Origin of the sequence: Bacterioplanes sanyensis, from assembly GCF_014652515.1 — a bacterium.
Classification (GTDB): domain Bacteria; phylum Pseudomonadota; class Gammaproteobacteria; order Pseudomonadales; family Oceanobacteraceae; genus Bacterioplanes; species Bacterioplanes sanyensis.
In genome coordinates this window covers 221649-246121 of the sequence record NZ_BMYY01000003.1, presented here as the reverse complement: position 1 = coordinate 246121, position 24473 = coordinate 221649, and the positions used below count along the sequence as shown (strand labels likewise).

At 53.8% G+C, this 24473-nt stretch carries 27 protein-coding genes; 24 read left to right on the top strand and 3 right to left on the bottom strand.

The window, feature by feature from the left end:
- The first annotated feature begins 2 nt into the window (after nt 1-2).
- The 12 genes from IE090_RS07020 (at nt 3) to IE090_RS06965 (ending at nt 9116) form a co-directional block, all read left to right on the top strand.
- Nucleotides 3-521 (top strand): YceD family protein, encoded by a 519-nt coding sequence (locus tag IE090_RS07020; protein WP_189387649.1) that lies wholly within the window; start codon nt 3-5, stop codon nt 519-521.
- A 27-nt stretch (nt 522-548) separates the two neighbouring features.
- Entirely contained in the window at nt 549-734 is a 186-nt protein-coding gene (gene rpmF / locus IE090_RS07015) for a 50S ribosomal protein L32 (protein WP_189387648.1), read from the top strand.
- On the top strand, nt 734-1738 hold the full coding sequence (gene plsX, locus IE090_RS07010; protein WP_189387647.1) for a phosphate acyltransferase PlsX: 1005 nt from the start codon (nt 734-736) through the stop codon (nt 1736-1738). Before rpmF ends, plsX begins: the two co-directional genes overlap by 1 nt.
- 135 nt (nt 1739-1873) lie before the next feature.
- Nucleotides 1874-2815 (top strand): ACP S-malonyltransferase, encoded by a 942-nt coding sequence (gene fabD, locus IE090_RS07005; RefSeq protein ID WP_189387646.1) that lies wholly within the window; start codon nt 1874-1876, stop codon nt 2813-2815.
- Nucleotides 2812-3552 (top strand): 3-oxoacyl-ACP reductase FabG, encoded by a 741-nt coding sequence (fabG, locus tag IE090_RS07000; protein WP_189387645.1) that lies wholly within the window; start codon nt 2812-2814, stop codon nt 3550-3552. Before fabD ends, fabG begins: the two co-directional genes overlap by 4 nt.
- A 46-nt stretch (nt 3553-3598) precedes the next feature.
- A complete protein-coding gene (gene acpP, locus IE090_RS06995) occupies nt 3599-3832 on the top strand; it encodes an acyl carrier protein (RefSeq protein WP_189387644.1) in 234 nt (77 codons plus the stop codon).
- 103 nt (nt 3833-3935) lie between these two features.
- Nucleotides 3936-5177, top strand: coding sequence for a beta-ketoacyl-ACP synthase II (gene fabF, locus IE090_RS06990; RefSeq protein ID WP_189387643.1), 1242 nt, complete (start codon nt 3936-3938; stop codon nt 5175-5177).
- Nucleotides 5178-5184: 7 nt separating this feature from the next.
- The gene (gene pabC / locus IE090_RS06985) at nt 5185-6009 is read left to right on the top strand and encodes an aminodeoxychorismate lyase (RefSeq protein ID WP_189387642.1); all 825 of its coding nucleotides are present in this window, start codon (nt 5185-5187) and stop codon (nt 6007-6009) included.
- Nucleotides 6010-6036: 27 nt separating this feature from the next.
- Nucleotides 6037-7122: an endolytic transglycosylase MltG gene (gene mltG, locus IE090_RS06980; RefSeq protein WP_189387641.1), complete on the top strand. Its 1086-nt coding sequence runs from the start codon at nt 6037-6039 to the stop codon at nt 7120-7122.
- A 1-nt stretch (nt 7123) separates the two neighbouring features.
- Nucleotides 7124-7762 (top strand): dTMP kinase, encoded by a 639-nt coding sequence (gene tmk, locus IE090_RS06975; protein WP_189387640.1) that lies wholly within the window; start codon nt 7124-7126, stop codon nt 7760-7762.
- Nucleotides 7759-8769 carry a DNA polymerase III subunit delta' gene (gene holB / locus IE090_RS06970; RefSeq protein ID WP_189387639.1) on the top strand — a complete coding sequence of 337 codons (1011 nt, stop codon included), beginning with the start codon at nt 7759-7761 and terminating at the stop codon, nt 8767-8769. The genes tmk and holB overlap by 4 nt, the downstream gene beginning before the upstream one ends.
- A complete protein-coding gene (locus IE090_RS06965) occupies nt 8766-9116 on the top strand; it encodes a PilZ domain-containing protein (protein WP_094061046.1) in 351 nt (116 codons plus the stop codon). The genes holB and IE090_RS06965 overlap by 4 nt, the downstream gene beginning before the upstream one ends.
- Nucleotides 9117-9151: 35 nt before the next feature.
- On the opposite strand, the gene IE090_RS06960 is transcribed toward IE090_RS06965, so the two are convergent.
- Complete coding sequence (locus tag IE090_RS06960; protein WP_189387638.1) at nt 9152-9937, bottom strand: hypothetical protein; 786 nt, start codon at nt 9935-9937, stop codon at nt 9152-9154.
- A gap of 295 nt (nt 9938-10232) precedes the next feature.
- Here IE090_RS06960 and IE090_RS06955 point away from each other — a divergent pair, with 295 nt between their 5' ends.
- From IE090_RS06955 to IE090_RS06905, 11 genes are all read left to right on the top strand, one after another.
- Nucleotides 10233-13145 (top strand): insulinase family protein, encoded by a 2913-nt coding sequence (locus tag IE090_RS06955; protein WP_189387637.1) that lies wholly within the window; start codon nt 10233-10235, stop codon nt 13143-13145.
- A gap of 180 nt (nt 13146-13325) precedes the next feature.
- Nucleotides 13326-14087 (top strand): DUF3450 domain-containing protein, encoded by a 762-nt coding sequence (locus IE090_RS06950; RefSeq protein ID WP_189387636.1) that lies wholly within the window; start codon nt 13326-13328, stop codon nt 14085-14087.
- Entirely contained in the window at nt 14084-15424 is a 1341-nt protein-coding gene (locus IE090_RS06945; RefSeq protein ID WP_189387635.1) for a MotA/TolQ/ExbB proton channel family protein, read from the top strand. The genes IE090_RS06950 and IE090_RS06945 overlap by 4 nt, the downstream gene beginning before the upstream one ends.
- Nucleotides 15424-15927 (top strand): MotA/TolQ/ExbB proton channel family protein, encoded by a 504-nt coding sequence (locus IE090_RS06940; protein ID WP_189387634.1) that lies wholly within the window; start codon nt 15424-15426, stop codon nt 15925-15927. The genes IE090_RS06945 and IE090_RS06940 overlap by 1 nt, the downstream gene beginning before the upstream one ends.
- Nucleotides 15928-15930: 3 nt before the next feature.
- Nucleotides 15931-16338 carry an ExbD/TolR family protein gene (locus tag IE090_RS06935; RefSeq protein WP_189387633.1) on the top strand — a complete coding sequence of 136 codons (408 nt, stop codon included), beginning with the start codon at nt 15931-15933 and terminating at the stop codon, nt 16336-16338.
- Entirely contained in the window at nt 16338-16955 is a 618-nt protein-coding gene (locus IE090_RS06930; RefSeq protein ID WP_189387632.1) for an energy transducer TonB, read from the top strand. The genes IE090_RS06935 and IE090_RS06930 overlap by 1 nt, the downstream gene beginning before the upstream one ends.
- Nucleotides 16955-18256 (top strand): tetratricopeptide repeat protein, encoded by a 1302-nt coding sequence (locus IE090_RS06925; protein WP_189387631.1) that lies wholly within the window; start codon nt 16955-16957, stop codon nt 18254-18256. The genes IE090_RS06930 and IE090_RS06925 overlap by 1 nt, the downstream gene beginning before the upstream one ends.
- Before the next feature lie 581 nt (nt 18257-18837).
- Nucleotides 18838-19161 carry a hypothetical protein gene (locus IE090_RS06920; RefSeq protein ID WP_229815542.1) on the top strand — a complete coding sequence of 108 codons (324 nt, stop codon included), beginning with the start codon at nt 18838-18840 and terminating at the stop codon, nt 19159-19161.
- Nucleotides 19162-19258: 97 nt separating this feature from the next.
- Nucleotides 19259-19717, top strand: a complete 459-nt coding sequence (locus IE090_RS06915) for a hypothetical protein (RefSeq protein WP_189387630.1) — start codon at nt 19259-19261, stop codon at nt 19715-19717.
- Nucleotides 19710-20063, top strand: a complete 354-nt coding sequence (locus IE090_RS06910; RefSeq protein WP_189387629.1) for a threonyl-tRNA synthetase — start codon at nt 19710-19712, stop codon at nt 20061-20063. Before IE090_RS06915 ends, IE090_RS06910 begins: the two co-directional genes overlap by 8 nt.
- Nucleotides 20064-20160: 97 nt before the next feature.
- Nucleotides 20161-20739, top strand: coding sequence for a hypothetical protein (locus IE090_RS06905; protein WP_189387628.1), 579 nt, complete (start codon nt 20161-20163; stop codon nt 20737-20739).
- Nucleotides 20740-20951: 212 nt separating this feature from the next.
- Here the strand turns inward: IE090_RS06905 and xthA are convergent, their stop codons facing one another.
- Together xthA and thiI are read right to left on the bottom strand one after the other, a co-directional pair.
- Nucleotides 20952-21794 carry an exodeoxyribonuclease III gene (gene xthA / locus IE090_RS06900; protein WP_229815540.1) on the bottom strand — a complete coding sequence of 281 codons (843 nt, stop codon included), beginning with the start codon at nt 21792-21794 and terminating at the stop codon, nt 20952-20954.
- 32 nt (nt 21795-21826) lie between these two features.
- Nucleotides 21827-23299 (bottom strand): tRNA uracil 4-sulfurtransferase ThiI, encoded by a 1473-nt coding sequence (thiI, locus tag IE090_RS06895; RefSeq protein ID WP_189387627.1) that lies wholly within the window; start codon nt 23297-23299, stop codon nt 21827-21829.
- A 345-nt stretch (nt 23300-23644) separates the two neighbouring features.
- Here thiI and phbB point away from each other — a divergent pair, with 345 nt between their 5' ends.
- A complete protein-coding gene (phbB, locus tag IE090_RS06890) occupies nt 23645-24391 on the top strand; it encodes an acetoacetyl-CoA reductase (protein ID WP_189387626.1) in 747 nt (248 codons plus the stop codon).
- Nucleotides 24392-24473: the final 82 nt, after the last annotated feature.

Genomic DNA, 24473 nt, shown 5'->3' with positions numbered 1-24473 from the left:
CTATGGCAGAGGCTCAACTTCCGAAGCGGGTTGATGCGGCTAAATTAGTCGATACGAATCAACAATTTAGCGCAAAAATCGACGGTCAAAATCTGGCTCGCGTCAGTGCTGCAATTGAGCAGGCTGAAGCGCCAGTGGATTGCCATTTAGAGTTTTTCAGAGACGCAGAGGGTCATCGCGTTCTGAAAGGCGATTGCAGTACCCGGGTGGTAATGGTGTGCCAGCGTTGTCTGGAACCGGTATCCCTCGAGGTCAGCAGCGAATTTGAGCTGGGGCTGGTTTTCGGTGATGATCAGGCAAAACAATTGCCGCGTCGTCTGGAGCCGGTGATTGTAGATGAAAACGGTTACTTTGATCTCTGGGATGTTTTAGAGGACGAAGTGCTGTTGAGTTTGCCACCGTTTCCGCTTCATCCAGAAGACGAATGTCAGCTGAAGCAGCCCGAGCCAGAAGAGGACGTCGGGCCAGAGGTTGAGCGTGAGAATCCGTTCAGCGTGCTGGCTCAGCTAAAAAAGAACTAGCGACTGATATACATCTAGGAGCCAACCATGGCGGTTCAAAAAAACAAAGTGACTCGTTCCAAGCGCGGCATGCGTCGTTCTCACGATGCTCTGGACAGTGGCGTAACTGCACTGTCTGCCGATCCAACGACTGGTGAGACGCATCGTCGTCACCACGTAACGCCAGACGGTTTCTACCGTGGCAAAAAAGTCGTGGAGACTGGCAACGACTAATGATGTTTACCATCGCGGTAGATGTTATGGGCGGGGACTTAGGTCCCCGCGTTGCGTTTAAGGCCTGCCGCAAATGGTTGGCAACCCGCCCCAAAAATCTTCGTTTGCTGTTGGTGATGACCGCTGATCAGCAGGCCGAAGCCCAATCCCAACTTGCCGATTATCTCGAGCAGGTGCGCTTTGTTGTCGCTGATGTTGCCATTGCGATGACGGATTCGCCGTCTGCGGCCCTGCGTCACAAACAAAACTCCAGTATGGCCATGGCGCTGCAACTGCATGCCGATGGTGAGGCCGATGCTGTGCTGTCAGTGGGCAACACGGGTGCGCTGATGGCGATGTCGCGTCAGCTGCTGGGTATGTACGACGGCTACCAGCGACCGGCTTTGGCGGCGTGTTTGCCAACCCGGCAAAGTCCGGTGTTGATGCTTGATTTGGGCGCCAATTTAGAATCGGGTGCTGAGCAGCTGGAGCAGTTTGCAGCCTTGGGCTTGGCTTGGCAGGCGCTGCAAGGACGTCCAGTACAGCGCATGGCACTGCTTAATATTGGTCAGGAGGCCTGCAAAGGCACCAACACTATTCGAGATGCCGCGGAGCGCTTTCGTCAGCGTTGGCCTGAGCAATTTGTCGGTTTCTGTGAGGGCACCGACATTTATACCGGTGAGTTGGATGTGGTGGTGTGTGATGGCTTTGTCGGCAACGTGGCGCTCAAAACCAGTGAAGGTTTGGCGGCGTGGCTGTCGGAGCAAATTCAACGTGAGTTTCAGCGTCATTTTTGGGGGCGCAGTTTTTACCCTCTACTCAGGCCGATCATTGCGCGTTTATTGCGTCGTTTTAACGCCAGTCGCTATGCCGGTGCCTTGTTGCTGGGTGTTCGCGGCGTGGTGGTTAAAAGTCATGGCAACTCCGATTGGCGCTCATTGCACCATGCCCTCAAGTTTGTCTATCAGCAGCTTGAGCGCGGCGGACAAGCGGGTTACGCCCAAGCGCTGACCGCTGGTCAATGAAAAATACTCAATAATCTTGTGCAATCATTCCCATTTACTGTAACAATCCGCGTCCATAGTATGGGCCCCGCTGCGCTGATGAGCGCGGTGGCTGGCGTACTGCGTTGGCGAACAGCAACAAAAAAAGGTTGTTAAATGACGGATTTTATTGCTTTTTTTCCAGGCCAAGGGGCGCAGCAAGTCGGCATGTTGGCCGAGCTGGCCGAGCAGCACTCAATTATTGCAGACACCTTTGCCGAGGCCTCAGCTGCCATTGATTTAGACTTGTGGGCTTTGTCTCAGCAAGGCCCAGCCGAGACGCTGAATCTGACCTACAACACCCAGCCAGCCTTGTTGACGGCCAGTGTGGCATTGTGGCGTTTGATGCAGCAGCAACAGCCGGGTTTGACGGCGGTGGCCGCCGCAGGCCACTCATTAGGTGAGTACAGTGCGCTGGTGGCGAGTGAAGCCGTGGATTTTGCCACGGCGGTGAAGCTGGTAAAGCGCCGCGGTCAGCTGATGGATGCCGCTGTGCCGGCTGGTCAGGGTGGTATGGCGGCTGTCTTGGGGTTGTCAGAAGAGCAAATTCAAGAGCTATGCCAACAAGTGGCGGAGCAGGGCGTCGTCGAGCCTGCAAATTTTAATGCGCCCGGTCAAATCGTTATTGCTGGCGAAACCACGGGTATCGAAGCGGCGGTAGCTGCAGCAAAGGAAATGGGCGCTAAGCGTGCGCTGCCATTGGCCGTGAGTGGTCCTTTTCATTCAAGTTTAATGAAAGCGGCAGCCGCTGAGTTTGAAGCTGAGCTAAACGCGGTGAGCTGGCAGCAGCCAAAATTTGCGGTGTATCACAACGTTGATAATGCACCTGCAGCGGCTGCGGATATTCCAGCTAAATTGCTGGCGCAGCTGTACAGCCCGGTGAACTGGACCGGCGCGGTGCAAGCATGTCGTGCTCAAGGTGAGTTGGCGGTTGAATTTGGCCCCGGCAAAGTACTGGCCGGTTTAAATAAGCGCATTGATAAAACGCTGACCACTAAAAATACATTGGATGTTGCCTCGTTTACGGATGCGTTGGCAGCGATACAGGGGGCTTCATGAGTGAGAAAGCTTTAGCGCTGGTAACCGGCGCGTCACGCGGTATTGGCGCTGCCATTGCGGCCAAGCTGGCGCAGCAGGGCTACCGAGTCATTGGTACCGCGACTAGCGACAGCGGTGCTGACAAAATACGCCAGCAACTGCAGGCGCTGTCTGCCGATAACGATGCTTTGGTATTAAATATCGCCGATGCTGAGCAAACCGATGGCGCCTTGAAGCAGCTGTTGGCAGATTTTGGCACGCCGTCAGTGGTGGTGAACAACGCTGGCGTGACCCGTGATAATTTATTTTTGCGGCTAAGTGAAGATGATTGGCAGGCGGTGATCAACACCAATTTGAGCGGTGTTTTTCGAGTCTGCAAAGCTTTGTCAAAAGCGATGATCAAGCAAAAGCACGGCTCGATTATTAACATCAGTTCGATCATTGGCACCACGGGCAATGCCGGACAAACCAACTATGCGGCGGCCAAAGCTGGTCTTGAGGGCTTTTCGCGCTCATTGGCACAAGAGGTCGCAAGCCGTAATATTCGCGTCAATTGTGTCGCGCCAGGATTTATTCAAACGGATATGACCGATGTCTTGCCTGACGGGCAAAAAGAGGCCATCCTAGCGTCGATTCCGATGAAGCGCTTCGGTCAGGTCGATGATATCGCCGCCGCCGTGGCGTTTCTGGCCGGTGATGACGCACAGTACGTAACAGGCCAGACCATTCATGTGAATGGCGGCATGAATATGGGGTGAGGTCATTACTGACCCTCAGGAAAAACTGAAACGGTAGGAACTAACCATGAGTAACATTGAAGAACGCGTTAAAAAGATTGTTTGTGAGCAGCTGGGTGTTAAAGAAGAGGATGTAAAAGCCGCCTCTTCATTTGTTGATGATTTGGGCGCTGACTCACTGGACACCGTCGAGCTGGTTATGGCTCTGGAAGAAGAATTCGAAACCGAGATTCCGGATGAGGACGCTGAGAAGCTGACTACCGTTCAGGAAGCCATCGACTACATCATCGCCAATCTGTAAGATTCGCGATGTTCGAAAGCCGCCTCTTCGGACGCGGCTTTTTTTATGCCCGTCGTCTGCATTGATCCGGCGGGCTACAAGAAATTCACTGCGAATAGGTGCTATGAGTAAACGACGTGTCGTGATTACCGGCCTGGGCACAGTTAACCCACTGGGCCTCAATACACAGGACACCTGGGATGCCGTCCGTCAGGGCAACAGTGGCATTGGTGTCATTGACCATTTCGATACCGAGGGCTTTGCCACCCGCATTGGCGGCATGGTGAAAGACTTTGACGTCAGTGCCGTGATGTCGCCGAAAGAAGCGCGCAAGGTGGATTTGTTCTTGCAATATGCCTTGGTGGCGGCGGAACAAGCTGTCAGTGACGCGCAGTTGAACGATGCCCTGAATTACGATCGCATCGGCGTGGCAGTTGGGTCTGGCATTGGCGGCTTAAGCACCATTGAGCAGAATTACGACCAATTATTAAAAAGCGGTGCGCGGCGCGTATCGCCGTTTTTGATTCCCGGCTCCGTGATCAACATGGCGTCGGGCAATATTGCCATTCGCCACGGTTTTCGCGGCCCCAACTTCGCCATCACCACGGCCTGTACCACGGGCACGCATAACATCGGCTATGCCGCGCGCACCATTGCTTACGGCGATGCCGATGTCATGCTCGCCGGTGGTGCCGAAAAAGGCTCATCGCCCTTAGGGATGGCCGGCTTTGCCGCCGCACGCGCCATGAGCACTCGCAATGATGAGCCAGAAAAAGCCAGCCGCCCATGGGATAAAGACCGTGATGGTTTTGTCCTGGGTGACGGTGCTGCGGTATTGGTGCTGGAATCGTTAGAGCATGCCCAAGCGCGCGGTGCGCGTATTTATGCCGAGGTGGCAGGCTTAGGCATGAGTGACGACGCGCACCACATTACCAGCCCGCCCGAAGATGGTGCGGGTGCGCGCGATGCCATGCTCAACGCCTTGAATGATGCTGGCATGAAGGCGGAAGACATCGACTACATCAATGCCCATGGCACTTCAACTTTGGTAGGCGATGTCGCAGAAACCAAAGCCATTCGCGCGGTGTTTGGCGAGCACGCCGATCAATTGGCGGTGTCGTCGACCAAATCTATGACCGGCCACTTGCTGGGTGCGGCGGGTGCGTTGGAGGCTTTGATCACCACTCTGGCCATTGTCGACAGCGTGGCGCCGCCGACCATTAACTTGGACGCGCCAGACGACGGCTGTGATCTGGACTACGTGCCGCATCAGGCGCGTTCTATGCCGATTCGTGCTGCCATTTCCAACTCCTTTGGTTTTGGTGGTACCAATGGCAGCTTGTTACTGAAGCGCTTTGATGGCTGAGGCGATCATGCCTGAGTTGCAATGGTACTGCGCCGGCAGCCCGGTGGCCGCGCCCGACAATCATCGTGCGGCGCAATTCGGTGACGGTCTGTTTGAAACCATGCGCCGCGCCGATAACGGCTCGCTGCCGCTGTGGCCTTTGCATCGGCAGCGGTTGCAGCGTGGTTTGGTGGCGTTGGATTTTCCCATCGATACCTTGGCTCAAATCGAGCAAGCCTTGGCGCATTTTGAAGGCCAAGGCCGGCACAATAGCGGCCTTAAGTTGTTGGTCAGCCGCGGCGGTGGTGGTCGAGGCTATGGCTACCATGCCGACATGCAGCCACTGGTGATGTTGCAAGCGTTCGAGGTGCCCGATTGGCCGTCTGCACCGCAAGTGATGACGGTCAGTGATGTGCGCTTGAGTCACCAGCCTTTGCTGGCTGGCATTAAGCACTTAAATCGACTCGAACAGGTGCTGGCGCGTGGTCGTTTGGCGCGTTGCTGGGATGACTGCCTGATGCTCGATGGCGATGAACAGCTGATCGAAAGCAGTTGTGGCAATGTGTTTGCCTATGTCGATGGCCGCTGGCAGACGCCAGATCTGACTTCGTGTGGCGTGAACGGTGTCGTTCGACAGTGGTTGCTGCAGCAAGCGCCAATTGAGGTGACCAAAATTCACCGCTCGCAATTGGCGGCGCTGGACACTGTGTTCGTCAGTAATGCCGTGCGTGGGCTGGTGCCAGTGTCGCGGATTGACGATATCAATTTGCCCATGTCACAGCTGACTCAGATCACAGACTGGCAATCGCAGTTACAACAGTTGTTTTCTGGCCGGCTGAATCCGGTATCCTGACTTTTTTATGCTAACAGCGGATTAACTGTGGCTCGCTCTGACACTTCTCACGCGCAATCGAAAAACACTCAGCGCTCACCGGGTTCGACCTCATCGTTGCGCTATATCTTTCTAGCGCTGACCGTCTTGATCGTCGGTCTGGCCTTGGCAGCCTGGTTTGTGCCCAGCACCAACTCAGAGCCCGTGCGCATCACCATTCAAAGTGGCGATACCCTCGCGGCCAAAAGTCGGCAATGGCAGGCCGATGGCTGGTTGCCATCGGCGGCATTGTTGCGGTTGCAAGCGCGTTTGTTGGATAAAGAGCGGGTGCTGAGAGTCGGCGAGTTTGATGTGCCCGCTGGCGTTACCGGTGCAGAGCTGTTGACGCTGCTCGAACAGGCGCAGCCTGTGATGTATCGCCTAACCCTGATTGAAGGCAAAACCCTGCGTGATGCGTTACAGGTGTTGGCCAATGCCCCTCATCTGGATCAAGACGTGCAACCGCTAACCCCGCAGGGCGTAGCCGAGTTGTTGGAGATTCAAGGCAGTGCTGAGGGGCTGTTGTACCCAGATACCTATGTGTACCCCAGTGGCGAAAAGGTCAGCCGCTTGTTGCGGCAGGCGCATCGGCGCTTAGAGGCGGAACTGCAACAAGCGTGGCAGCAGCGTGATCCAGATTTGCCGCTAAAGAACCCATACCAAGCCTTGATTCTGGCGTCGATTGTGGAAAAAGAAACCGGCGTCGCCCACGAGCGGCCGCAGATCGCCGGGGTGTTTGTACGCCGGCTAAACAAAGGCATGCGTTTGCAAACCGACCCCACAGTGATCTATGGCTTGGGAGAAGGCTTTGATGGCAACTTACGGCGCCGCCACTTAAATGATCAAAGCAACCCTTACAACAGTTATCGTCACGGCGGTTTGCCACCCACCCCCATTGCGCTAGCAGGCAGAGAAGCGCTGCTGGCAGCCGTGCAGCCTAAGGCAGGTAGCGCGTTGTATTTTGTTGCCAAAGGCGATGGCAGTCATGTGTTCTCCGATACGTTGGAGCAGCACAATCGCGCCGTGCGCCAATATCAGATTCTTAGTCGGCGCGATGATTATCGCTCCAGTCCGGCACCGCAGGAGAACAACTAGCATGACCCCCAGCGCAGGGCGCTTTATCACTTTCGAAGGCGGTGAAGGTGTGGGTAAGACCACCAATATTCAGTTTCTCGCCGATTGGTTGCGCCAACATGGGCACGAAGTCGTCACCACCCGTGAGCCTGGCGGCACCGAGATCGCTGAGCTGATTCGAGACCAGCTGCTAAAAGCGCACCACGATGAGCCAATGGATGATTTGGCCGAGCTGCTGCTGATGTTCGCCGCGCGTGCCCAGCACTTGCAAGGTTTGATTAAACCGGCGTTGGCGGCTGGCAAATGGGTGTTGTGCGATCGCTTTAGCGACTCAACATTGGCCTATCAAGGCTATGGGCGAGGTGTTGATCTCAGCATGATTGAGCAATTAAAACGTTTGGTGCAAGGCTCGCTGGAGCCGGATTTAACCTTGTGGTTAAAGGCGCCTTTGGCGGTGGGGCGAGCGCGTGCATCAGGGCGTGCCGAAGTCACGGATCGCTTCGAAGCCGAGCAGGACGCTTTCTTTCAGCGCGTCGAGCAGGGCTTTGAAGCGCTGGCGCGTGAACACGCTAGGATCGTTGCGATCGATGCCAACCAAGCGTTGCCCGGTGTGCAGCAAGCCATCGTGCAGGCGATTAAAACACTGGAGCCCAGTTTATGATCTTGCCTTGGCAGGGTGAGGTCTGGCAGGGGCTGGTTGAGCGCAACGCCGGCGCCGGTCTGCCCCATGCGATGATGCTGACGGGCTTGGCCGGCATCGGCAAGCATGAGCTGATGTCACAGCTGGCGCAGTGGCTGCTGTGTCGCCAGCCACATTCTTCTGGGCCTTGCAATGAATGTCACAGCTGTCATTTATGGCGGGCGGGTAATCATCCAGATTATTTGCACTGTGCGCCGGAGGAAAATTCACAGCAAATTCGCATTGATGCGGTGCGCCGAATCAACCAGTTTCTGGCGCAAACACCGCAAATATCGCCTTGTCAGTTGGTGATTCTCGAACCCGCCGAGGTCATGAACCTCAGTGCCGCCAATGCCTTGCTAAAAACCTTAGAAGAGCCGCCCGGTGAGAGCTATTTGCTGTTGTCAGCGCAACGCTACGGCTCGGTATTGCCCACCATTCGCAGTCGCTGTCAGCGCATCAGTTTGCAACCGCCAGAGCACAATCAGGCGCTGCAGTGGTTGCAGCAACAGGGCATCGACACGGAACTGGCTCAGCAAGCTTTGCGCTTTAATCCGGGGGCGCCGCTGGCCGCTTTGCAGTGGCTCAATGATGGCACTCACGAGCAGCTGCTAAAGTGGCTGCAGCAGCTACGCCAATGGAGTCAGGGCAGTACCAGTTTGGCCGAGGTGGCTGAACCCTGGAGTAAGAAGCTGGATTTTGCTCAGGTCTGTCGCTGGTGGCTGCAAGTGTTGGCCGACACTTTGAAAGCCCAGCTGGGCGCGCGTGACGAACAAATAATGCTGATTGAGCTGCTGCAACAGTTGCCTGTGCTGCAGCAAGCTACCTTGGACTACACAAAGCTGATAACCTTGCACGACAAAGTGCAGACCATAGTTGGCCGCCTGGCTTCCGGCGCAGGCCACTATAATAAACAGCTGACCCTTGAAACTTTATTACTCGACTGGCGTGAGCTGGTGATGACCGCACAACAAAGGGAGACCGCATGATACCGGGAGCAGGTGGCCGCAGCGGTATTTTATCGCTGACAATCAAAGACAAATCGGTGTTGTATGCCGCGTATATGCCCTTCATCAAAGACGGTGGGCTGTTTATTCCAACCAACAAGCAATATCAGCTGGGCGATGAAGTGTTTATGTTGCTCAAACTGATGGAAGAGCCGGAGAAAATTCCGGTGGCCGGTAAGGTGGTGTGGATCACCCCGAAAGGCGCGCAGGGCAATAAGGTGGCGGGCATCGGTGTGCAGTTTACCGGCGATACCACCATCGCCCGCGACAAGATAGAAACCTATCTGGCTGGGGCACTTAAATCGGATCGCATGACCCATACCATGTAATAAAAAACCCGGCATATGCCGGGTTTTTTAATGGGTCACATTTTGAAGAATTCTTGCAGCATCTTAGATAGGTGTCCAGCATCCTTGAGATCAGACTGAGAGCCTTCAAATTTCACCATAACCTTATAGTCTTGACCCAAGTGGCTCTGGCCGTCTTCGATTAGCTCAATTGCAATTGGGCTGTTATCACGCTGAATATCGACATAGAGCGGTATGGTTTTGTTGCCATGGCCCAGCCAGTTAACCTCAAGGGCATAGTGTTGAATGAGATTGTTGTATCGATCGGTGAAGGTCTGTGGGCGTTCCAATAGTTTCAGTTGCAACCGCTTATCGTTGGCTTTTACTGTGGCGATATCGACGACTGGGTTGCGATCTGTACGCTGTAAGCCGCCAATATAAAAGTCAGCAACCTGTGTGTGTAGGTTGTTGTTTGGCTTTACGCTGATATTGATGCGCATGGATTCAGTGTCAACTTCAGTTGCCCGCACGTGCAACTGACGGAAAATCCAGCCTGATGTCTTAGCTTCGTAGTCGTTGCTGTTTCCTTCAGTTGAGTCGAAATCGTTAATGACCAGATTATCCAGGCCACCCGCCATATCAATTACCAAGCGCTTAAGTTTCGGCGGTTGAGGCTCTCGAGGGCCTGCAAGCTCATTGGTTTCAAACCAAGCGGTCGCGCCTTCAGCTTTACTAAGGTCCAAGTTGTAAATCTGGATGAGATCACTGGCGCTAATATCACTGGTTTCATACTTGATCAGTTCCGCTTGGCTGCTCATGGCGGTCGTAGCGGCAATTGCTAGGGCTAAAAACTGTTTTTTCACACTGCTTTCCTTTTAAAAATGGCTTCCAATGCTGCGCTTTTCGGCAGCGCGGCAAGACTAACAAAAACACTTATTGAATCCTGTAGCAGTGGTTGAGTTGGATAGAAAATCAGCAGCGCTTTGCGCCGTTGCCGTGACACTAAGGTGTTGTGGCGTAATAGGTCTTGTGCAGTGCGATGCAAACTTGTACCACCCCGTGGCAACTCGGAACTCGTCGTTCCAGTGGCGGTTGAGCATACAATCTCCTTTGCAGTGCGATACCATAGACGCTTATTCAGCTATCAATCAGGTTTTCATGTCTACACACAGCGCATTTGAATGTTTGGGTACCACGCCGGTGGCGTCGTTAAATCTCACCGTCGAGCACTATCGCCATCGTGCCACGGGAGCCGAGCACTACCACTTAAATTGCGATCATGATGAAAAAGCCTTTTGTGTGGCGGTGCGTACCATGCCGATGGATTCGACCGGCGTCGCGCACATTCTCGAGCATACGGTGCTGTGTGGCAGTGAGCGCTATCCGGTGCGCGACCCGTTTTTTATGATGACGCGTCGCTCGCTCAATACCTTTATGAACGCCATGACCAGCAGTGACTGGACGGCGTATCCCTTTGCTTCGCAAAACGATAAAGACTTCTTTAATTTGTTGGATGTCTATCTAGATGCGGTGTTCTTTTCACGCCTAGACCCGCTTGATTTTGCCCAAGAGGGCCACCGATTAGAGTTTGCCGATGCCGCCGATGCTACCTCGGGCTTGCAGTATAAAGGCGTGGTGTTTAACGAAATGAAAGGGGCGATGTCATCGCCGGTATCGCAGTTGTGGCAAGGCATCAGTGCCGAGCTGTTCCCGACCACTACTTACCATTTCAACAGCGGTGGCGAGCCGTCGGTGATTACCGACCTGAGCTACGACCAGCTGATGGACTTTTACAAAAGCCATTATCACCCATCGAACGCCGTGTTTATGACCTTTGGTGATTTAGACGTCAGCGAGCTGCATGAATCGTTTGAAAGCTTGGCGCTCAAGCGCTTTGAGCAGCAGCACAAGCAATGGCAAGTGCAGCCGGAAAAACGCTACGCCGCGCCGCGCGCGGTGCAAGCCCATTACGGCGTTGAGGGCGGCGAAGCCGGTGACCTCAGTGGTCAAACCCACCATGTAATGGGTTGGTTGCTGGGTGACTCCACCGATTTGGACGCTCAACTAGAAGCCAACCTGATTAGCCAGGTACTGCTCGATAATAGTGCCTCGCCACTGCGCCGCGCATTAGAAAACACAGAGCTGGGCAGCTCGCCTTCGCCTTTGTGCGGTTTGGAAGACTCCAATCGTGAAATGAGCTTTTTATGTGGCATCGAAGGCAGCGAGCCCGAGCATGCTTGCGCGTTTGAAAATCTAGTGTTGGAAGTGCTCACGCAGGTAGCTGAGGAAGGCGTCGATGCCGAGGTGATCGAAGCCGCGCTGCATCAGCTGGAGCTGCATCAGCGTGAAATCGGTGGCGATCATATGCCGTACGGCTTGCAATTGATCTTTTCGTCACTACCAGCAGCGGTGCACTACGGCAATCCGACAGATTTGATCAACCTAGACCCAGCGCTGGAGCGCTTGCGCGAAAAAGTGGCCGAGCCTGGGTTTATTCAACAGCGAGTGCGCCAGCTGCTGCTCGATAACCGCCACCGTGTGCGTTACACCCTGGCACCGGATGCGGGCATGAATGAGGCGGTCGCACAGCAAGAGCAACAGCAGTTAGCCGCCATCGAGGCGGGTTTAAGCGACGAAGCGCGCCAGCGCATTGTGGATGAGGCCGCAGCGCTAAAAGCGCGTCAGGCACAGCAGGATGACGAATCCCTGTTGCCAGAAGTTGGGCTGGCCGATGTGCCAGCGGCGGTCACTTATACCCCTGTCACTTCGGTCGATGATGCTGGCATGCCGCTGCACGAGTATCAGGCAGGCACCAATGGCCTAGTGTATCAGCAATTAATTGCCGATCTGCCAGCGCTGTCATTTGAGCAGCTCACTTGGCTGCCGTTTTACACCCATGCTTGGACGGAAGTGGGTGCTGGCCAATTCGACTATTTGCAACAGCAGCAGCGGCAAACCGCGACGCTGGGCAGTTTAAGCGCCTACGCCACCATTAAAAGCCAAGTGAATGACCCAAATCAGCTGCGCAGCTATTTGGTGCTGACGGGCAAAGCTCTGGCGACCAAGACCCAAGCGTTCAGCGATATGGCGGCAGAAACCTGGCGCGAGGTGCGCCTCGATGAAGAACAGCGCCTAATCGAGCTGCTGCGGCAAACCAAAGCCCGCAAAGAACATGGCATTACCGGCAGTGGCCATGCCTTGGCCATGTCGCTGGCTGCAGCCCCGTTGAATCGGGCTGCGCAATTATTGGACGAAGTAAGCGGTTTGCCGCAAGCCAAGCGCTTAAAGCAGCGGGTGGAAGCCATCAAGCAGCAGGGCGGTGCCGTAATCGTCGAGGCCTTGCAGTCGCTGCGCCAAGCCCTGCCGGTCCAGCCTGATGAGGCGCTGCTGGTGCATGATGTTAATGCCGCCGCCGAGCACTTGGCCAGTGTGCGCCAGCATTGGCAGCAAGTCGGCAGTGGCCATGATGACGTGCAAAATGCACAGTTTGCGGCCAATCAAGCGCGTTACTGGATGGTCGATGCCCAAGTCAATTACTGCGCCTGGGCGCTGCCGACGGTACCACTGACCCACCCAGATGCCGCGCCTTTGTCGGTATTGGCGGGCGTATTGCGCAACAATATGCTGCATACTGCGATTCGCGAGCAAGGCGGCGCCTACGGTGGCGGGGCGACGCAAGATCATGCCCATGCTTGCTTTAAATTTTACTCCTATCGCGATCCGCGCTGTGAAGCGACCTTTGAGGATTTTGCCCAATCGGTGAGCTGGCTGAAACAACAGCCAGCCGACCAAGGCTTGGTGGAGCAGGCCATCTTGGGCGTGATCAGCTCCATGGACCGCCCGGGCTCGCCTGCCGGTGAAGCCAAGCAGAGCTTCCACCAGGATCGCACCGGCCGCAGCCAAGCCGTGCGCCAGAACTATCGCGAGCAAGTACTGTCTGTTAGCTGGAATGACTTGGTGCGGGTGGCCGAAACCTACATCGAAGGACAAACCGGCAGTCGGGCGGTGGTGGCACCGCGCGGCACAGAAAAAGTGGCTCAGGCATTGGGACTGGTGGCAGAGGATTATTAACGTCTGCGGGTTTGTGGGTCTCATTAATTGCTAATGATTCTCACAAACTTGTCATTGTTCGATCAGGGCGCCATAATCGGCGCCGTTTTTATGCCAAAGGCTGTCTAGCAGTTCAGTCAAGATTCATAAAGAGTGCGTAGAATGGCTGCCACTCATCAACCGTCAGGAATGATCCTTATTATGAAGGCATCGTTTTTCGTCGCTCCCGCGCTGTTGGCGTTGGTAGCGGCTGTGCAAGCTGAGCCAGCCGCCGACCGTGTGCGCGAGGCTAAAAATACCGTCGCCCAAAGCGAGCGCAGCGGCCAGCAAAATCAGCGCCGCATCGACCAGCTCGATGATCAAACCCGCGAGCTGTTGCAGCAGTATCGCCAAACCATTGCCGAAGCGGAGCAACTGGCGCTCTACAACCGGCAAATGCAGCAAATCGTCGACAACCAGCAACAAGAACTGGCCTCGCTGGATCGCCAAATTGGCGAAATCGAGCGCACCGAGCGCGGCATCTTGCCGCTGATGACGCGCATGCTGGATTCGCTGGACGAGTTTGTTGAGCTAGACACGCCATTTTTGCCCAACGAGCGCGCCACGCGCGTGGCATTGCTGCGCGACATGATGACGCGTGCCGATGTGACGGTATCGGAAAAATTTCGCCGCGTATTAGAGGCTTACCAAATTGAAGTCGACTATGGCCGCAATATTGAAGCCTATCGCGCCAATGACGATGGCGTCAGCTATGAGTTTTTGCGCATCGGTCGTGTGGCTCTGTACCGCATTGCCAACGATGGCCAACAAGCCTGGCTGTGGTCGCGTCAGCAAAACAGCTGGCAAGCACTGGATGGCGGCTACCTACGTGATCTGAACCAAGCGTTGAAAGTCGCCCGTCAAACGGCGGCGCCACAGCTGCTGACCTTGCCATTGCCGACTCTGCAAGGAGGCGCATCATGAAACACCTTCTGATCGCCCTAGCGACATTGCTGGTGGGCGTTTTTGCCCAGGCAGATGAAGCCCGCCTACAGCAACTGCTGGAGCAAACCGTCGACTACCAGAGCAACGAAGCTCAGTTGGATAAAGCCCGCCAGGCAGCGTTTCGCAACGATCTGGCCGAGCAACAGCGCTTGCTTAAGCAGGCCAAGGCCGCTTTGGCCGCCGAGCGCCAACGCGCCGATGCGTTAAAGCAAGCCTTTGACAACAACGAAGTGGCGCTGACAGAAAAAGAAGAAGCGCTGCGCATGCAGGTCGGCAACTTGGGCGAAATGTTTGGCGTGGTGCGCCAGGTCGCCAACGATTTGCAAACCGTGCTCGATGACAGCCTAACCAAGGTGGAAGTGCCTCAGCGCCGCGCCGATTTGGCCACCCTGGCCGAAGCCAAAGAGCTGCCGGATTTACAGCAACTGCAAAACCTGTGGCACACCTTGCTGCAAGAAATGACCATCAATGGTCAGATCAGCGCCTTTAACACCGAGGTGATTGGTGTCGACGGCAAGCCGGTCGCACGCGATGTGGTGCGCATCGGTACCTTTAACGCTCTGAGTTCAGATGGCTATTTAGCGTACGACAGCGAGTTACAACAGCTGCGTGAACTGGGGCGCCAGCCTGCGGTGGCGGAGCAGGCGGCTAGCTATCTTGCCAGTAGTCAGGCCATTGCCCCTTTGGCGCTGGACCCAAGCCGCGGCGCCTTGCTGACCATGACTCTGGACTCGCCAGATTTGGCCGAGCGCATCGAGCAAGGGGCTGAGGTCGGTTACATCATTCTGGCCGTCGGCGTGGTAGGCCTGTTGTTAGCCGTGTGGCGTTTGCTGGTATTGCTCAGTGTGGGCAGCAAGCTGGCACGTCAGCAAAAACAACTCGATCAGCCGCGTGACGATAATCCGCTGGGCCGCATCTTGGCGGTACATCAAAATCTACCACGCAACATTGACAGCGAAGTGTTGGAAGCGCGCATGGACGAAGCCGTATTGCGCGAACTGCCAGCCCTGGAGCGCGGCCAATCCATCATCAAACTGTTTGCGGGCATTGCGCCGCTGTTGGGCCTGCTCGGTACCGTGACTGGCATGATCGCGACCTTCCAGGCCATTACCAACTTTGGCACCGGCGACCCGAAATTGATGGCCGCGGGCATTTCACAAGCGCTGATTACCACGGTGTTAGGTCTGATTGTCGCCATTCCGCTGCTGCTGGCCCACAACTGGGTCGCCTCACGCAGCAAAGCGCTGATTCAAGTGTTGGATGAGCAGTCGGCAGGCCTGATGGCCGAAGTGCTGGAACGTCAGGGGCGCGGCTAATGCAGTGGTTGCTGGACTTCTTTAACCAAGGCGGGCCAGTGCTGTACGGCATTTTGGCCGCCTGCTTGCTGTTATGGAGTCTGATCCTAGAGCGCTTGTGGTTTTTCTATCGCGATTTGCCGCGCAGCAACCGCCAATTGGCGGAGCAGTGGCAGCAACGCAGCGACTACACCAGCTGGACGGCGCGTAAAATTCGCGCTGCCATCATCAGCCGCCAGCGCCAACGCTCGCAGACCTATTTGTCGTCCATTGCCACCTTGATTGCCATTTGCCCTTTGCTGGGTTTGCTCGGCACCGTCACCGGCATGGTCAGCGTGTTTGATGTGTTGGCAGTGACCGGCACTGGGAATGCTCGCGCCATGGCGTCTGGCATTTCGCAGGCGACCATTCCCACCATGGCCGGCCTAGTGGTTGCTTTGACGGGTTTGTATTTTCGCGCACGTTTTCAGCGTTTAAGTGAGCGCGGCGTGCAACAGCTCACCGATTTATTGGTTACGGAATAAGTTATGGCTCGTCGACATACAGGTGGCGACACCGATGCCAGCGATATCGACATCACACCGATGCTCGACATTGTGTTTATCATGCTGATCTTTTTTATTGTGACCACCTCGTTTGTGAAAGAAAGCGGTGTGACGGTGTCGCGCCCCAGTGCGCAAACCGCTGAACAGAAAAAAGGCAGCAATATTTTGGTGGCGATTCGCGCTAACGGCGAAATCTGGATCGACCGACGCGCCATCGATGTGCGCTCGGTGCGGCCCAATATCGAACGCATGAAAGCCGAAAACCCCGAAGGCGCGGTCATTATTCAAGCGGATGAGCATTCATCCACCGGCTTGCTGGTCAAAGTGATGGATCAAATTCGCCTGGCAGGTGTTGAGGACATTTCGATTTCAGCAGAGGCAACCGACTGATGCGTTTGCTGTTGGCCTCTGGCTTGGCAACTGCCGTCACCCTAGTGCTGTTTTATGCCATGCATGCCATGGTGTTGGGGCCTGCTGAATTACAGCAGTCGGCCAAAGAGCAAGCCGTGGTGGACTTTGTGCGGTTAAAAGAAAACAGCGAAACTCAGCTCAAAGAGCGCCGCCGCAAAGAGCCGCCCAAGCCGCAGCAGCCGACCTTGCCCGATACTGCCGTGGCGCAGCAAAGCACTCAGGTGCAATCACTGCAGATTGACTTTCCCGATGTTGCCGCCGATCTCAGCGTCAGCAATCAATCCTTCTTAGGCGATGCGGTGGTCGGCATGGGCATGGGCGACAGTGAAGTGTTGCCGCTGGTCAAAGTGCAGCCGCAATACCCACGTCGCGCGTTGCGCGCCCGCCAAGAAGGTTATGTGACGGCGCGTTTATCCATTACGCCAGAAGGCACCGTCGACGACGTGGAAGTCATTGATTCCAAGCCACCGGGTGTGTTCGAGCGTGAGGCGGTGATGGCGCTGTACCGCTACAAATTCAAACCCAAAATGGTCGATAACAAACCGGTAGCGCAAACGGCAACGCAAACCATTGAATTTAAGTTGGGAGATAACTGATGCGACCTTGGTGTGCTGCGTTGTGGTTATTTTTAGCGTTGCTTTCTGCAGGTGCGGCACAGGCATCGACGTTATCGCCCGCCACTTACGAAAATCTCAACGATATTCAAACCCTGCTGGCAGAAGAAAACTGGGCCGAAGCACGCGAAGAGCTGGATGAATTATTGGAGGATTTGCAGCCCGGGTTTGGTAAGGCATTGGCGTTACAACTATCGGGTCAATATTGGCTGGCGCAAGAAAATAACGCCAAGGCCATTGCCGAGTTTGAACAAGCGCTGGCGCAAAACGCCTTTGCCCCGGCGCAAGAATCCGGCATGGCCACCAACGTGGCGCAATTGTATTTGGCCGAGCAGCAAGCCAAAAAAGCCCAGCAAACTCTCGAGCAGCGCCTGCCAAAACTCATTCAAGCTGAACTGGCAGAGCAGCAAAAAACCGGCAAAAGCGCCCAGTTTGTGCAACCGATGGCCATGATTACCCTGGCCACGGCGTATCAGTTGCAAGAAAACTACGCGTCTTCCATTAATTGGGTAGAGCAAGCCATTGAGCGCCGCCAGCAGCTGGGTAAAAGCCCGCAAGAAAACTGGTGGCGCATGTTAATGGTGGCGCAATACCGTGAAAACCAATGGCAAAATGCCTTGCGCTCGTTGGATGTGTTGATTGCCTTAGCGCCAGAAAAAGAAAGCTATTGGCAGCAGCAAGCCGGTATTTATCAGCAACAAAACCAAGCGGCGAAAGCACTGACGGTATTAGAAACGGCTTACGCGGGCGGCTATTTAAAGCAAACCCAAAGCCTTCTGTTATTAGTGCAGTTGCAAATCAACCAAGGTTTGCCCGAACGTGCTGGGCGCATTTTGGCGCAGGGCATTCAATCCGGTGTGATTGAGCAAACGGAGCGAAATTGGCGTTTATTAGCCACGGCCTGGCAGCAAGGGCGCGAGCGAGCGCAGGCCATTCAAGCGTTGCAGCAAGCCAGCCAAACGCCGGGCATAAATGCCAAAGACAGCGGTGAATTATTGTATCGCGCTGCGCAGTTGGCCATGCAAGACGGCGATCATCAGGCGGTGATCGACAATGCCAAAGCAGCGTTAGAGAAAGAACTCAGTGATAAAAGTCGCGCGCAGTTATTATTGCTCGCCGGTGGCAGTGCCTTTCAGGCCGGCATGGGCAATGAGGCCAGTGCGTTTTTTCGCCAGGCATTAAAGCTGCCGCAATCGGCCGGCACCGCACGCCAATGGCTCGACTATATCGCCAGCATGGATGAGTACGGCATGGCACCGGGGAGTTTTGCAGGGGCAAAATAGCGGTGTCCTGAGTTAAATAGGGTGATGCTTTTTTAACTCACGCTTCCACGCTTTTAATAACAAAAGCTCCGTTGCTTTGTGGCTACTTACGAAAGGGGTCAGAGCTTAAGCTCTGACCCCTTATCTGCGTTTTCTTTCCCGCAAGGCCAACAATCCCGGCAGAATGTTGGCAGGTGCTGCCATCCAGGCAGCCCCTGCGGGCACAGTCATGGCCAACTTAGGCGACCTGCTAAGGCGCGAAAACCTAGAGCAATCAGCCAAGAAGCGGCTAGAGACTCAATGTAAAGAGATGCTGTTCATACAACCAGTATATTTCTTGGGATAACAAAAAGCTGGTACGCTTTTCAGGCCGGCTTGCCTGTATTCCCATAGGGTGGTAGCTTAACTACTTGATAAATTAGTGAGTTAGCCTTTGAGTCCCAGCGCTTTGAGGTGTGGATAGTAGGCAAGCACGTTTGTCAAGCAGGGAATAAGGAAGAAAAGAAAGCATCCAGCTATAAATCAATGGGCTGGCAGAGATGCCTCGAATGGTTCTAGCTGGAAAAAAAGGCGCGCACACTAATAATCTGTTAAGCATCATTATGAAATTGAGCAAACCGATAGAGATGGATTACAGCAAAGAGAACTTCTTAGTTTTGCTTTCATATGGAGAAAATACAGAGAAATCGCCATATACCCATAAGCAAATAGCAGAATGGTGTGAGCGTTTCTGGAACGAGTATTGTGACATTGATGCGCCAGAAATAATTGAGAAGATCATGCCTGTGTTGGCGGATGTAGAAACACAATGGGATCTCTATTTAGCTAACACATACTCACTGTCTGAACTTCAGCAGTTAGACTGTGAGTCTGTATGTTTGCCTGTAGAGTGGTTTAAAAATTGGAGTGCAGAGGCAAATGCTTAACAAGGCCAAGCAGCATCGCACACTGCGTGTGCTGGACCTCGCTACGCTCGGCCGCTGTTGGCGGCGTTAGATGATTTAAGGAAGCATCGAGATATTTATGAGTGATGGAATAATTGCTGAAGCAACTTATGTGTGTATAAGTTGCGGCCATGAACATAATCTGAAGCAAGATGAAATTACTTTTGAAGCAGAGTCAGGCTCCGAAAGAGGCATGGGCGAAGAGAATCATTACGCTGCATATGTTGATCTTCTTTGTGATAACTGCGATCAAGAGATCCATTTAAAGTTTGAAGTCTGGGAATACCCTACAGGAATTGTTAATCACACTAATCACGAAGCTAGTGGCGCAGAAATATTGGATGTTGATTTCAACATTTATCACCGACCACCCACACCAGAAGAAGAGTCAGATGATAACTCAAGAGTATTAGGCGCTGCAGCCGGAGGTGCTATATTCGGTGCTTCTGTTGGTGGACCACTTGGTGCGATATTAGGCGGTATTATTGGTGGTCTAATTGGTGACTCAGTAAAAAAAGGAGGGAAAGGAAATGGATAAAGCCATATTTATTCCCTCCGCTTTTATTGGTGTTGTATTGATTGCGATCTATGCATTCAGGTGCCATAAGGCGAAAAAAGAATTCAATCAGGCTGTTATGGTTAATGCAATTCTTCAAGCAAGTGGCGTGGTTTGTGGAGTTCTTTTAGTTGCAGGAACGATCAATGAAGATGCCAGAAAGCTATTAAAGGAAATCGATCTGTATATTTTTATTGCTGGTATGGTTGTATTAGCCGCGTCATTGAAAGGAATCTATTCAGATATATTCCTCTCCACTAAAGTAAGCGATTCAAAATCATCTAACAAGTCAAGTAAGTCGGACGCGGCAAGCCGTGCCGCTTCTTGAAGCGTTATATTTGAAGGGAACTATGTCGTACGGAGTCATACTAGCCAAGATTCTTCCTCAAAAGTACGTGGCTGACTTCCTTGACGGGAACCTGTACATGAATACGGACGCGTATTTCGTTACGGTTGAATCGTCTGATGCACTCCGGTCAGATACTCATGAAGGAGTGGATGAAGCGTGGCAGTTCAAAGAAATCTCGATTCGAGACAGATCCGGTAACTGGACGCCGATTGGCGGTGCGCAAAGCCCGTTGATGTGCCGGTACGGAGAAAAAGAAAGCAGAAACATCCTCTGTATGTATATGTTTACTGATAAGCCGGACTTTCATTTCGATGAGCGAAACATTGGCTTCGGGGATGCGGCTGTGATCATAACTGACTTAAAGGAGTTTGTGAGGCGCTACAGGGCGGCAGCACAGGACGCCGGTAAGCGGCTGCTATACGGTCCGGTCGAATACGTTGATAAACGAAACTATCATGGCCAAATGGGGCCATTCAGAAAGTTCTCGGAGTACCAATATCAAAGCGAATTTCGCTTTATTCTGTTCGGTGAGAACGGAGAACCGCCCAAGCCCATACAGTTTTCTGTGGGCGATATCAGAGACATTGCGATGGTTTTCTCAAGCAACCAATTACCGGAGTTGCCAAAGGTAAAGTCTCAGGGTGGTCGCAACTAAATATAACAGGCCAGGCACGGCGACGCCTTTTTCGTCGCGGCTTCGCCTCCACTGCAAAGGCGCGCATGCTGGCAGCGTTATGAGTTGGAAACACAGTCTAGCAGGACAGCCTATTCCAGATTTTTGAAACAGCAAGAGAGCTATAGCGAAATAGCCATTCTAGGGGTCAGAGCTTAAGCTCTGACCCCTGTGCGGGCAAAAGGGGCGGCAGCCTAAAAATCCGCCCAAATCGGTGCATGATCGGAAGGCTTTTCCATGGCGCGAATATCGTAGCCAATGCCGGCATTGTGGCAGCTTTGTGCCAGTGGTGCGGTCAGCAGAATATGGTCGATGCGCAGGCCGCGTTTGGGGTCGTCGTTAAAGCCTTTGGAGCGGTAATCAAACCAGCTGAACAGCTCGCTGCTGTCTGGGTTTAATTGGCGATAGCTGTCCGTCAGGCCCCAGGCCAGCAAACGGTCGTACCATTCACGCTCTTCCGGTAAAAAGCTACATTTGCCGGTTTTTAACCAGCGCTTGCGGTTGGGCTCGCCAATGCCGATGTCGATGTCTTGCGGTGAAATGTTCATATCGCCCATCAGTACCAACTTGGACTCAGGCGTAAACTTTTCATCTAAGTAGCGCATTAAATCGGCGTAAAACTGGCGTTTGGCCGGAAACTTAATTTCATGGTCGCGGCTTTCACCTTGCGGGAAGTAGCCATTGATCACGTCAATGGTGTCGCCGTCTAGTTCGTAGCGGGCGTGAATGATGCGCTTTTGCGCGTCTTCATCGTCCCAGGGCCAGCCCTTTTGCACAAAGACTGGCTTGGTTTTAGAGAGCAGGGCGACGCCGTAGTGGCTTTTTTGGCCAAAGTATTCGACGTGATACCCCAATGATTCGACGTCCGCCAGCGGGAATTGCTCGTCGTGAACTTTGGTCTCTTGCAGGCCAATAATGTCGGCGTCGTAGTGCTTGCGCAGCGCTTCCAGCTGGTGCTGACGGGCGCGAATGCCGTTGATGTTAAAGCTGATGACTCGTGCCATGGTGTCGTTTGCCGTGGTAGAAAAAGAGCGCATGATAGCAGCTCTATTTCTGCCTCAGAAGGCGCTTAGCGCGGGTCGAGCAAAACACCAAATTGGCCGGGTTGCTGTTGGTTTAAATGGTGCGCGTGAATTTTGCTCATGGTGCCTTGCTGGCAGTAAAGCAGGTAGCGCGGTGCCTCTGGCAACTCTGCCACTCGGCTATCCAGCTCATAAAATGGAATGCTCAGCACTTTGTTGTTCGTCAGGTGCAGTGGCGTTTCGCTGCTTTCATTGGGGTGGCGAATATCAATGACCACATCGCTCAACGCCGGCGTATAGACCTGTTCTAAGGAGTCTAAGCCCGTTTCTTCAGCGCCATCCAGCACTTCATCAATGCGTTGTATGCGAGCGTTGCCTATGGCGCTGTTAAGCACTTCCATGTCGAATGCTTGCTCTGCCTTTTCTACCAGCTTGCGATCGCCAACGGTGGTCGGGCTCACCGAGATAACGCCGCAGTATTCGGGCATGTTGGCGGCAAAGGTCTCGGTGCCGATTTGGCGCGCAATATTAATGATGTCTTGCTTGTCCATGGCTGCCAGCGGGCGCAATACCATGTGGTCGCTGGCTTGGTCGATCACCGCTAGGTTGGTAATGGTTTGGCTGGCCACTTGGGCCACAGCCTCGCCGGTGACCAGTGCTGGAATGCGCAGTTTAAACGCTACTTGCGAGGCCGCCCGCAGCATCATGCGCTTGAGCACCACGCCCATTTGGCTGGTTTCGACGTGCTGCAGAATTTCACTGACGACGTTTTCAAACGGAATGGTGACAAACTTGACTCGGTGGCTTTCGCCATAGCCATTCCACAAATAATGGGCGACTTGCTTCACGCCAATTTCATGGGCGCTGCCGCCGAGGTTAAAGAACAAGTAGTGGGTTTTGAGGCCGCGGCGGTTCATCAGATAGCTGGCGACGATGGAATCAAAGCCACCAGAAATCAATGACAGCACCTCGCCTTGGCTGCCCAATGGGAAGCCGCCCAAACCAGGCACCTCGTGGCCAACGATTTGCAGTGTTTGGTTGCGGATTTCAGCCCGCACGGTGACTTCTGGCTGCTTGAGTGACACTTCGCGGGCGTCGGTTTCTTTGAGTAAGCCGCCGCCGATATAAATCTCCGCTTGGTGGCTATTAAAATCATGCTGTCCAGCACGCTTAATGCGCACGCAAAAGGATTTGCCGCTCAATGCATCGCGGTATTCGTCACGAATCAGCTCATAGGCTTGCGGTAAGCTCTCGAACGGGTGTTCGGTTACTTCTAGGGCGCTGCCAATGCCCGGCGTATGCGTCAGGATGCGCAAGCAATGGCGACGTACATTGGCATCGCCATGGTGCTTTTCATTGACCACTATGACCAAGCTGTCCCAACGGTTTTGCACGTCTGCCGATATATCATGGCGCTTAAGCTGGGTGCGCAGGTTGGCGCGCAGAATTTTGGTCATCTGTTTGCGCACGGAGCGGGATTTAATGGTGATCTCGGGGAAGAGTTTGACAACGAAATTCATGCGGGCCTGGCTGAGGTGGCAAATCAAAAGCCGGCCATTATAACAGCGGCGAACTGCGTCGGACACCGCTTGTGTTACCTGCCACCTGTCAGTCAGCAAATGTCAATGAACAATCTCGCCCATAACGGGTGCACTAATAATTTAGTACTGACTGAAGCGACAGCTGCTTAGGCTAAGCTTAGGCTTCATATTACTGTCATCAACACAGTGGAGGCTGAACGGCACGTCGCTGTTCAGCAACTGACGACGGCCAATCGTACCGTTTTCAATGAAACGCTTGTTAGACGGAAGATTGGCAACTGATTAAAAGATGATTTTCAGATGGACGCCTGAAGGAGTAGAAAAATGAGCAAGCGCATTGCATTTGTGACCGGTGGTACGGGTGGTATCGGCAGCGAAATTTGCCGCCGCTTGGCTGAAGATGGCTATAAGGTCATTGCAGGCTATTACCACGGCGGTAAGCATGAAAAAGCACAAGCGTGGCAAGAAGAGATGCAAGCCAAAGGCTATGACGTATCAGTGGCGTTTGGCAATATTCGCGACTGGGAGTCTTGCAAGTCTTGCGTTGAAGGCATTCGCAGTGACTTTGGTACCATTGATGTGCTAGTCAATAACGGTGGCATTACGCGCGACACCACACTCAAGCGCATGGAACCAGATCAGTGGCACGATGTGATCGAAACCAATTTGACCTCGGTGTTTTATCTGACGCGCTTGGTGATCAACGACATGCTGGAGAAAAAATGGGGCCGCATCGTTAATATTTCTTCGATTAATGGCGAGAAAGGTCAATTTGGCCAGGCCAACTATTCTGCCGCCAAAGCGGGCATGTACGGTTTTACCAAAGCCGTGGCACAAGAGGTGGCGAGCAAAGGCATCACAGTGAATACGGTATCGCCGGGTTACATTGCCACTAGCATGATTATGGATGTGCCGGAAGAAATTCGGGAGCAAATCCGCGAGTCGATTCCGGTGAAGCGCTTCGGTGAGCCGGAAGAAATTGCCCGTGTGGTGTCATTTTTGGCGGCGGAAGATGCAGGCTTTGTAACCGGTGCCAATATTTCTGCCAACGGTGGTCAGTACATGCACTAGTGGTTAAAGCTGTGCCAAGTTAACCAGCAGGTTAAGCAAAAGGGGCGTTCGCCCCTTTTTTCGTTTTTTAACCTGTTAGCCC